Below are 10,491 nucleotides of genomic sequence, written 5' to 3' on the forward strand. Positions count from 1 at the left end.
TTTGTTTGCGATCGGCGCTCCACAAAGTGAGATAACCTGCTGGGAAATTGCCAATCAAGGTCGGGCGCGCGGAACGGCGATATGCATCGGCGCATCGCTTGAGTTTCTCACTGGGGCGAAGAAGCGCGCGCCGATCTGGATGCAACGACTCGCTCTGGAATGGCTTTTCCGCCTCCTCAGCGAACCTCGTCGGCTTTGGCGGCGATATCTTGTCCTTGGTCCGCGAATCTTCATGATCTGGTTGCGCTGGCGAGCTACGCCTAAGGCTCGTCTGGCCTCCGAGTCCGTTGCCATCCCGTCTGACGATTCCGTACGAATCCCAGATAGATCGGGATCTTCCAAGCAACATACATCGGGGCGCGAACCAAGGCCATGAAGGGGAGGGTTTGTCTCCCCTCCTTGAACCAAGCCAAAAAGAGCAGGATTATCAGGCAACATACGCTTGCAAGCGTTGTAAGAAATGGACTTACAGACTGACTGATGAGGCTCAACGCCGCAGTTGAGATCATGGCGAAGCCGCCCAAGAGCAGATGAAGCGCGATAGGCGGCACCAGCATGTGCGCACCAAGACCCAGTAAATGCCGCGAACGATTCTTCAGTCCCAGCTTTAATAAGGGAAGGGACGAACTCATTGCCTGATTGAGAAAGCCGTGTTCCCATCGCCGCCTTTGATCGCGGCTGTCCGAGACGTTTGCGGCGGGACTTGTAACAACTGCCTCGTCGATGAGCTCAACGCGAATGCCTTTTCTTGCCAGGCGCAAGCCGAGTTCCAGGTCCTCGGCCAAGTGCGCCGAAGCGAGGTCAAGCTGCGAAAACAGGTTCCAGGGAAACGCCATGCCCGTCCCGAACAGGGTAATGCCGCCGCCGATGCGCATCAGGCCCCTTGCCCGGACCAGGTTTTTCACCAACATGGCAAAATTGGAAATTCCTTCAAGCGCAGGCGCTTGTGCGGAGGCAACGAGCAAATTGGTCGCCTGCACTGGTCCATCAAGGTGGAAGGCGGCAGAAGCGAGCATCTCACCACTGCCACTCTTCAGGCGACAGTCGGCATCCAGCACGATCACGACTGCCGGAGGGGCGGCACGAAGATGTTCGCGGCCGAAATCGAGCGCGAACCCCTTGCCCCGATGCGAGCTATCATGCCGCACCGCCACCTCAGCACCAGCGTCGGCGGCAAGGCTTGCTGTATCATCTGTGCAGTTGTCGGCGACCACCAGCAATCTCGCCTGCGGCAGAACCGAGCGGACCCCATGGATAGTCTTGGCGATCCCTCCAGCCTCGTTGTGAGCCGGCACAAGGATTACGATGTCTATGTCAGCTTGGCCGCTAAAGCTCCGGCGTGGCAACGATTTCAATCCGCACAGGATCTCCCAGCAAAGGTAGAGGCTTACCCCGCTGAAAGGCAGAGCGATGAGCCAAGCGGCGAGCATTGCAACAGTGGACATCATCTAGAGGGGATTGCCTTGTTCGCTCACCGAGTTCCTACCAAATCGCCACGAGAGCCGGTGGCCAAGCGTTCAAAAAACGCAAGATAATCCTGCGCAATCCTGGACCAGCTGAAATTTCGAATTGCTTCGGGGAGTTCGCTGCTCCGTCCCGACAGGAGAGCCGTCCGCAAATTCGCGGCTGTCGCTTGCCGGTTCTGTGTATCGCAAAGAAAGGGGGCCTCCTTGCCCAGGATCCAGCGCAGTCGCTCTGACTCCTGCGCAACGATCGGCAATCCGCAAGCCCAGGCTTCCAGGAAGACGTTCCCGAACGACTCCAGCATCGACATATGCAAAAATACATCTGACGATCGATACAGCGCAGGCATATCGCTGGCAGACAAACTGACACGAATGAATCTGTCGGGCAGCAATTTGCGAGCGAGCGCTTCGGCCTCACCTCGCAAGGGCCCATCGCCAGCGACCACGAGAACCGCATCGTCAAGTTCTGCTACAGCCCTGATGCCATCAAGAACCCGTTTGCTCTCGATCATGGCGCTGACCATCAGCACGATAGGCTGGTCAAGCGGCAATCCCAGCCGCTCACGCTCGCTCTTCCCGGGTGCGAACTTGTGCAAGTCGATACCATTGGGAATGAGCGCACAGTTCCTGACCTGCTTGTTACGCTCATAATAGTCCGGGTTTGTGCAAACGAGGCCGTCGCAGCGGAACGTGCGAAACTCACCATCATTTGAGAAAGCCGGCCAGTCGCCATTTTGTGTCACAAAAATTTGCAGCGGCGCGCGCTTGGTTCGGCGGCGCAAGGCCCAGTGCGTGAACGGGAAGGAGCAGGTGACAACGAAGTCGTAATTTTCGGGCCGATAGACCCGCATCATCGCGAGCGCAAAAGTCGCATCTTCCCAAGCGGTTTCGCTTCGTAAGGGAGGAAAGGAGGGAAATCGCTCAAAACGCTCGCGGCGCACCGATGGCACTTCGACAAAGTCATAGCGCGATTTGGCGCGCGTCGACCCTGAACCCATGACAGTCACATCTGCGCCCGTCTCGGCGAGCGCGTCGGCAACAGAAAGCAAAGCCACTTCAGCGCCGCGCTCGTAGCGATGGAAACCGGGCAGGGCGAACAGAACCTTCATCGGCTTTAGGCTAATCCTTGTTCAACTGAGCGCGGCGAAGCCATCGGTCGATAGCGCTTCGGAAAACCAACATTGCGTTGGGAAAGATGCGCATCATTCGCTTGCACTGACCTTCTTGCCTTGCTCCCCTGCTGCTGGGGGGCCAAATCCGGCCTGATACGAAATCTCGGCTTTCGAACGAGCCTGCTCAAGCCGCTGTCGCACCGCATCATTCACCTGCTTTGAACGAAGCGATCGGAGCGCCAGGGTGCGCGCGTCTTCCCCGGCGAGCGGAGCGGTTCGCTCACCTGTGATCACGCCGATCGTCACTATACCATTTTCGGGAACCACGAATGGCTCACCGGGGGGGAGGGCAAGAAGTTGTTTCAGGAGCGCTGGACCGATTGCAGCAGTATCAATTTGCCCCTCGCCGCGCCGAAACTCGATACCCATTCCGCTCAGACGAGTGGCCACGGCCGCCATCGAGTGATCGTCTTCGAGCGATTTCAGTTTATTCATGTCGGCAGGCGCAGGAAACTGGATCCTGTCAACCGAGAAGATCTTCCGATCTTTGAACAGACCCGGGTTTTCCGCAATATAGCGATCCAGTTCTGCAGGCTCGGGCGGTTTGGTTGTACGCTCCAGACGCTCTCCTAGCAGCTGTACAAGAAGATTGTCGCGCAGCTGGCGTTCGCGGATGAGGTAATCCTGGCTCGAATCCATGCCTTCTTCAGCGGCGGCCTGTGCGAGTAACCTGCGTTCCAAGATGCGCTGAATTGCCTGCTGCTGGATGACCTTTTTGTCAACGGACTCGGGTAATTGCAGGCCTGCAATCTCGGCGTTCACTTCCTGAAGCGTGATCTCGTCGCCATTCACGACCGCCGCGACCTGCCCGGTCGCCTCGCGGTTGCAGCCGGAGAGCCCGGCCAGCATTATCAACGACAAAGCAGCAGTGTATTTAAGTCTCATGGTTTGATCACCTTACGTGTTCGGACCGAGCAGCAGGCGCTGCAGCATGACATCGGAGTTGAGGTAAAACTGATTGCAGAAGTCGGACAAAACGCTCTGTGCCTGACCCTGGTCCAGAGCAAGAACCGAGACCCGCATCATCATGGCGTCAGGCACCTCCTGCGCCAGGTTCGCCTTGATGACTGACAGGCGTTGGTCGCCCCAGGTTCGCGGGAAAGAGTTGCCGACGCGCGTGAAGTAACCAACTTGCTCGACCCGGCCGGAGCCGGTCGCAGTGAAAAAATTTGCAGGCACTGGCTTCTTGCCCATGACGATATCGTCTTGCCGTGAGTTGCTAAGCGCGAACCCGCCGACGGGGTAACAGATCTCCGGGCGGTGGACTTGCAAGACCCCATCCTGGATGTTGTTGTAGGCCAACAGCAGCATCACCGCCGGCTGTTCAGCAGAAACATACGTGCGCGTTACCAGATTGTCGTAGAGCCGGTCGCTTAGGGCATCCTGAGGAGGCAGAACAATACCGCTCGCCGTATCCATTCTCCAGGGGCCGATTTCCTTTGGGATCCAGCTGCGGAACGCCTCTTTTTCGATGACTGGGTGGGTCGGCACCGGTTGACGCGCAAATGCAACCCCAGATGCTGCGGCCAATGCGGCTCCGATCAGCAAGCTGCGCCGCGAAACAAGCGTTTGTTCCACGCCGACCGAAGGAGATGTTTCAGGCATGTAAGTCCCCCCGGTCGCTGCTTGGAAAAACACGGTTCCAGACTGGCTTCAGAACACTATCAAGCGCAAAGACGGCCGCAATCGCGACAGCAAACATCACGATCCCCGCAAAATTATGTAGGAAACCCTGGGCCGCAGCCTCACCCGCATGATAGGTCAGGAGGATCAGGATCAACACGCGCACGAAATTTGCAAGCAGCGCAATGGGAACGATAAATAGCACCAGTAGCGCTGCATATCTCCATTCAGCCTGATGCCGGACATAGATGTAGAAAAGCGATATGGACGACAGCGAAATGATCGAATTGATCCCCGCGCACGCGGCCGCTACCAGCAGCTCATACTGGCCGATGAAAATGCGAACACCTTCACCGCCAATAGGATAACCAAACAAATCGAGGAACCGAATGGCGGCAACCGACAGCCACATCTTCATCGGTACGGTTACCGCTGCCACCAGCGTTTCCGGCGGCGGGAAGATGAAGCCGATATAGACGATTGGAAACCAGAGTCGCTTAAGAACCTCCGCGCCAACGAAGGCGTAAAGAACGACGATGAGGGATCCATACATCAGGAACCCTTCGAGTTCGACAATCTGCGTGATGCGTGCGGCGACCTGCAATGCGACGAGTAGCGAAAGGCTGCCCCACACACGAATGCCGGAAGGGATCTCCCGGGCACTTATCGCATCATGCCATTGGCGCCAAACCAGCCACAATCCCGTAAACAACACAATCGGGCCGTGCGCACCGTCTTCTCGGGACCAATATTCCTGGATCACAAAGATAAGCGTTGGAATGGCAAACAGGGCAATGCCGGCAGCCAGAACCGCGAACGAGGCGATTGTGCTGGCGCGAAATTCAGTCAGCATGCGGGACGTGGGCTGCGCCCTAGCCGTACCTTCCATAACTTCCTCTCAAGCCCCCTGTTCGTCATCGCAATAGGATGGACTGATCGCTTTGCCAATCTCGCATCACGATACCATTCAATGCGTTCTAATCTGAGACGTTTGCAGCACATATTCTGATCATGTCGAAACTTAAAGTCGCAAGAGGGCCTGCTGTCACCCTCCCTTTCGTTGGCGCGATGGCTCGATGATGCGCGCACCGAATCCCTTGCTATCGGTGAGGAGGGACCAATTCCGTCAGTATAAAGGCAGGGATCGCCCTATAACGAGTAGGCCGAGGCTTCCGGATTGTCTTCAAGAACCTTTTCGAAATAGGCAGCGGTCTTCCGAATCCCCTCGCGCAACGGGGTTTTGGGCTCCCAACCGAGAGTGCCCTTGGCCAGAGAGATATCCGGCTTTCTTTGCTTGGGATCATCTTGCGGGAGCGGCCTGAACTCTAGCCTGGATTTCGATCCTGTCTCCGCAATAATCACTTCAGCGAGCTCCAACATCGTGAATTCATTGGGATTACCCAGATTCACGGGGCCTGTCACGTCATCTCCCGTTTCCATCATTGCCAGAATGCCGTCGATTAGATCATCAACATAACAAAATGACCGCGTCTGCATGCCATCACCATAAATCGTTATCGGATCACCGCGCAGCGCCTGGACGATGAAATTGGACACGACCCGCCCGTCATCGGGCCGCATGCGTGGTCCGTAGGTGTTGAAAATTCTTACAACCTTGATCGGCATGTCGAACTGCCGCCTATAGTCGAAAAACAGGGTTTCGGCACAACGCTTGCCCTCATCATAGCACGATCGCGGGCCGATCGGATTGACGTTACCCCAATGCTCCTCCCGTTGCGGATGTTCGAGGGGATCTCCGTAGATCTCTGATGTGGATGCCTGCAGGATCTTGGCCTTCGTGCGCTTGGCAAGACCAAGCATATTGATCGCTCCGTGCACGCTCGTCTTCGTCGTCTGCACCGGATCGAATTGATAATGGATTGGGCTTGCCGGACATGCAAAATTGAAAATCTTGGACGCTTCTACATAGAGCGGGAAGGTCACATCGTGCCTGAGGAGCTCAAAATTGGTCCGGCCAATAAGGTGCGATATGTTGTCCTTGTTGCCGGTAAAAAAGTTGTCGACGCAAATCACGTCGCTGCCGCTGTCGACCAAGCGTTCGCAAATATAGGATCCCAGAAATCCAGCGCCTCCAGTTACGACAACGCTTTGTTGAGGATGCTTTTTCATACGTTCTCCAATTGCTAGGCCGCTATTGCCTGTTCTGACATGGGCGAACGCGAAGCGATCGGGCGCCGATCAACTGCACGTCCATTTGGCAACCCTTGCCTAGGCCCTATCGGTTAATCCGAGTTGTAATGTAACAAGCTTGACGATCCGGTCGCGCATCCATTCCACACTGACCCAATTCGAATTTCGCTCGGGCGAATCGATCCAAAAGTGGGTGCACGTGACGACACACGCACTACGTGAGTGAGACCGAGCGCCTCTCCTCCCATGTTTCCCGGACGATCGATCCAAAGATGGAACTCTAACATTATGGAATTTATATCCAATTATGAGGGGCAGCCCTAAAGCAGCTTGCAAACCTCGTCTGATGGCCTTCTAAGAGGCGGTACACCCTTGATCCACCTTGGCCTCGGCGGCGTGATGCCGCAATCGAGCGCCCGGGGGAAGTGCCATTTCGGCACGCGGCGGGACACAGCAGTTGCTTGCGGCCGTTCCACATGCGTTACACACGGCAAGGTAATGGGCGACGAGAAGCTAAAAATGATGACCTTCACACGCCTTGTTCTGACAATAATGACCCTGTTTGCGGCGGCAACCTTGCCCAAAAGCTCGGCGGTCCCCAGCGCGCCGGGGACGGGCAATGGCGGACCGGTGCTGCGGGTTTCGCTGGCGGAGCCAGCCAGTCCGTTGATCGATCTGTCGCCTTCGTCGCTTGAGCCGCTTTCAGAAATAGATGCGCGCGAAGCCAATCTGCGCACGCCATTTTCGTCGGAGCAGCTAGAGGCGGCTCTGCCACTCTCTCTCCCGCTTGAGCAGCAATGGTTTCTCGCGCGGGCGTCGGCAACCGACTGCTTGACGGCTGCAATCCACTATGAGGCGGCGACTGAGAGCGCGGTGGGTAAGCGGGCGGTGGCGCAGGTCATCCTCAATCGCGTCCGCCATCCGGCTTTTCCCAACTCGGTTTGCGAGGTTGTCATGCAAGGTTCGAGCCGCGTGACCGGGTGTCAGTTCACGTTTACCTGCGATGGCAGTCTCTACCGCAGGCCAAGCCGATACGGATGGCAGTCTGCCCGGCAGATCGCCCTTGCTGCATTGTCCGGCGCGGTCGAACCATCAGTGGGCATGGCGACCCATTACCATGCCAACTATGTGCGCCCATACTGGGCCTCCTCGCTTGATAAGGTTGCAGCGATTGGCAGCCATATTTTCTACCGCTGGTCTGGTTCGTGGGGAAAGAGGCGGGCCTTCGATCAGGTATTCACCCTCGATCGTGACTATAATATCCATCAAGCGATGCAGTGGAAATCAGCTGCGAGCTATCTTCACGGCGTTGATGTTGTCGGGTTTGATGTGACGTTCGAACCGCCGGTCGATCAGCGGCAGCAGGCGCAAGGTGATATCGCAATCCCGGCAGACCCGGGGCCTCATAGCTCGCCTCAAACGGCAACAAAACTGCAAGCAGACCGAGCGCAGGGATCACTCTTGGCTGACGAGTTAGCCGGCACTTTGATTGCTGACTGAGCTATAGCGGGCGCTTCCCGATTACGTTTCCAGGTTGGCGATAGCGGCACACAAGAATATCCTCTCCATCGCCCTGTCCGACCCCGCAACCGACATGGGTGGTTTCTTTCCAAATCAGCTGCGTATAATGGCTAACGTCCTGAACACGCCCCGAGCGGCTGTTGCGTGGAAAAACCCCAGGGACGAAGTGGACTTTCTCGGTCACCCAGAGATGCACCATCGCTTCGGGGGGAAATGCGCCTCTGGTTCCGCCCCAGATGTTTTCGCCTTCCCGCGGACGATTGGGCAAGTTTGGAGAGTGTTCAAACCTTCCTGATGTAGCGAGATGGTCAGCCCACTCCGAAGCCCCCGCAGCCAGCTTGGGGTCCCATTCCAGAGCGGGTACGCCAAGGGCTGCGCGCTCGCGATTGTGTGCGGCTACTATTCTTTCGTCGAAATTGTTCAGACGATCCGCCATTCCTGGCAGAGCGATCAAGGCTGCAAGCAGCACGCAGAACCTTTTGGCACGAGAGACCCTAATTGTCTTGATCCTTCCTTGGTCAGGAAGGCATCATTGCAGGTCCAAGCCTAAGCGGTCCTTGAGTAACAAGGTTAACGAACCGAAGATTGCGAACGTTTCACGAAACGTTCGATGATCTCCGGATCCGAGCGGGTAATGTCTACGACTGCGCCTAGGTCGGCCAGTTCAAACAGCCGCCGTGCAAATTCGTCGGGCAACCCCACACATCCATGTGTCGCATGACGGGGCTGCAACACAGAACTGTGCAGAGCGATGCCGTCTCTGGTGATGAATAAAGAGTAAGGCATTTCTGCGTCATAGCGTCGCGAACGATAGTGGCGATGTTTTGACAAAACTTCGAATGATCCAAGCGGCGTCGGCTTTTCTCCTGCGCCGTATACAATGATCGATGAGCCGATTTCATGGCCCGCACGGAAGACAGAGATTGTCTGCCGCCGAAGATCAACCCAGACATGGACGGGGCCCTGAGGGATGCCTTGGTCGTCCCAAACGAAATCGCCGTGCTTCAGAGTTTTGGTCACGGCCAAGACTGACTTAACGCCGGCCGGCATCAACCCTGCTAGTGCGGCCGCCTCGGTCTCATGTGACGCTATGGCCGCTCGTCTTACAGCATCGCTGCCAGGAGGACGGCTGACTTCGCCAGCGGACTTCGGGTCGCTGGCGACGCGCTCTTCCCCGGCCGACAATCTTGGAAAAAAGAAGAGCGCGATGACAAGTCCTATGCCAGCGCAGATGCCCAAAAGCGTCCGGGTCACGAGGATACCGGCTCATTCCGATGCATGGCAGGCGCCTGTCTCCTGCGAAGCGCAAACCCGACGCTGAAGAAGCCCATCAGGATCAGCAGCCATGTGCTTGGTTCGGGTACGGCGCCAATGGATGGCGGCGCCGGGTTGTCGCTTCCACCACCGCCACCGCCACCGCCACCGCCGCCGCCAGGGGAAGAGGAAATTGGCGGAGCAACAGCAAAGCTTCCAGGAATGCTGCCCGCTCCGGAAGGGAATCCGGAGGATGCACCCGTGGCTGATCCAAGCGGCACCAACCCTTCGGGCGTTCCAATACCCGCAATCGGCGCAGTCAGAAACACAATGGGGTTCTCTTCTGCCGCCGCAATGTCGAAAGGCTCGGGGTCAAAAATCTTGCCCAGCGCTCGCTGGAAGGGCGGCCCAGCAGCTGGCGCATCCTGTAGAGCCGCCAATTTAGATGTGATCAGGCCCTTGCCCTTAAGCGCGTTCACTTCCCCACGTTCACCAGGCGAACGTTCGATGAACTCGGACAGCGTCAGGAAGGAAGCCTCTGGTTCTGCGCTTTTTCGCACAACGTCCGGCGTTTCATTCGAAAGCACAGATGCCCATGGTGCAAGGCCCACGTAATCCAGAGCCGAAGCACTTACGACGGATATGGCCGTTAGCGCGAGCAGGATTCCATATCTCGGATTAGTCCTCAAGATCCGTGGGAGAATCATAATTGATCGATGCTGGATCCGGTTGCGCTCATGATGAAAGCCCATCCCCCAAGCTGATTGCTGGGTCAAACGAATTACCCATTTCATGGTGATAGTGTGCAGCCAAGAGACAGTCCCGATTGCGGCATTATCGCTGGGATGCACGTTACAATGGCGGGCGATGGGGCACTACGATTGCCAGCGCCGCCGTCGCCTTGTGGCAGGTGGGGCCGCTGCAGTGCGGCCGGTGATTTGCGGCCCCTGATTGATAGTCTTACAGCGAGTTCTGCATTTTCCGAGCTATTGCGCTTGCGCGCTGCCTTTCAGGCACTGAAAGATGTTGGCATGCTCGATGTCAGATCCTGCTTTTAAGCAAAGTTGGGGCTGCGCTGTTGGCGTTCCAGACTTGCCGGAAAACATGGCGCGATTCTGGCTCGATGGTCGGCAACGCTTGTCTTATCGAATGCGATACCGCTTAGCGGCCGGGTCGCGTTGTTCTGATTTCCCCGCCCAGCGCCTGCCACAGCAGGATGCGTGCGCGTGCAGCGCGGCCCAGTGCCGCCGCAGCGCGCTCACCGCTGGCATCAGCGGCGCGGCGGGCTTCGAGCACTTCGAGGA

11 protein-coding genes are annotated in these 10,491 nt (G+C 57.1%); 2 read left to right on the forward strand and 9 right to left on the reverse strand.

What is annotated here, in order from left to right; all coding sequences use genetic code 11:
- Nucleotide 1 precedes the first annotated feature (1 nt).
- A complete protein-coding gene (locus Q0L48_RS16535; RefSeq protein ID WP_367274055.1) occupies nt 2–376 on the forward strand; it encodes a WecB/TagA/CpsF family glycosyltransferase in 375 nt (124 codons plus the stop codon).
- Here Q0L48_RS16535 and Q0L48_RS16540 read toward each other — a convergent pair.
- The 6 genes from Q0L48_RS16540 to Q0L48_RS16565 form a co-directional block, all read right to left on the reverse strand.
- Entirely contained in the window at nt 261–1,448 is a 1,188-nt protein-coding gene (locus Q0L48_RS16540) for a glycosyltransferase family 2 protein (protein WP_296722790.1), read from the reverse strand. The genes Q0L48_RS16535 and Q0L48_RS16540 overlap by 116 nt on opposite strands.
- A gap of 23 nt (nt 1,449–1,471) precedes the next feature.
- The gene (locus Q0L48_RS16545; RefSeq protein ID WP_296722791.1) at nt 1,472–2,575 is read right to left on the reverse strand and encodes a glycosyltransferase family 4 protein; all 1,104 of its coding nucleotides are present in this window, start codon (nt 2,573–2,575) and stop codon (nt 1,472–1,474) included.
- A gap of 93 nt (nt 2,576–2,668) precedes the next feature.
- Nucleotides 2,669–3,523 (reverse strand): SurA N-terminal domain-containing protein, encoded by an 855-nt coding sequence (locus Q0L48_RS16550; protein ID WP_296722793.1) that lies wholly within the window; start codon nt 3,521–3,523, stop codon nt 2,669–2,671.
- A gap of 12 nt (nt 3,524–3,535) precedes the next feature.
- Entirely contained in the window at nt 3,536–4,243 is a 708-nt protein-coding gene (gene epsI, locus Q0L48_RS16555; RefSeq protein WP_296722795.1) for an exosortase-associated protein EpsI, V-type, read from the reverse strand.
- A complete protein-coding gene (gene xrtV, locus Q0L48_RS16560; RefSeq protein WP_296722797.1) occupies nt 4,236–5,114 on the reverse strand; it encodes an exosortase V in 879 nt (292 codons plus the stop codon). The genes epsI and xrtV overlap by 8 nt, the downstream gene beginning before the upstream one ends.
- A 296-nt stretch (nt 5,115–5,410) precedes the next feature.
- On the reverse strand, nt 5,411–6,391 hold the full coding sequence (locus Q0L48_RS16565) for a UDP-glucuronic acid decarboxylase family protein (RefSeq protein ID WP_296722798.1): 981 nt from the start codon (nt 6,389–6,391) through the stop codon (nt 5,411–5,413).
- A gap of 519 nt (nt 6,392–6,910) precedes the next feature.
- Between Q0L48_RS16565 and Q0L48_RS16720 the strand changes: the two genes are divergently transcribed.
- On the forward strand, nt 6,911–7,912 hold the full coding sequence (locus Q0L48_RS16720) for a cell wall hydrolase (protein ID WP_367274056.1): 1,002 nt from the start codon (nt 6,911–6,913) through the stop codon (nt 7,910–7,912).
- Between the two features lies 1 nt (nt 7,913).
- On the opposite strand, the gene Q0L48_RS16575 is transcribed toward Q0L48_RS16720, so the two are convergent.
- The 3 genes from Q0L48_RS16575 to Q0L48_RS16585 form a co-directional block, all read right to left on the reverse strand.
- A complete protein-coding gene (locus Q0L48_RS16575; RefSeq protein ID WP_296722804.1) occupies nt 7,914–8,369 on the reverse strand; it encodes a CAP family protein in 456 nt (151 codons plus the stop codon).
- 134 nt (nt 8,370–8,503) lie between these two features.
- Nucleotides 8,504–9,187, reverse strand: a complete 684-nt coding sequence (locus Q0L48_RS16580; protein WP_296722800.1) for a L,D-transpeptidase family protein — start codon at nt 9,185–9,187, stop codon at nt 8,504–8,506.
- Complete coding sequence (locus Q0L48_RS16585) at nt 9,184–9,963, reverse strand: PEPxxWA-CTERM sorting domain-containing protein (protein ID WP_296722802.1); 780 nt, start codon at nt 9,961–9,963, stop codon at nt 9,184–9,186. The genes Q0L48_RS16580 and Q0L48_RS16585 overlap by 4 nt, the downstream gene beginning before the upstream one ends.
- Nucleotides 9,964–10,491: the final 528 nt, after the last annotated feature.

Origin of the sequence: Erythrobacter sp., from assembly GCF_024305245.1 — a bacterium.
GTDB lineage: Bacteria > Pseudomonadota > Alphaproteobacteria > Sphingomonadales > Sphingomonadaceae > Erythrobacter.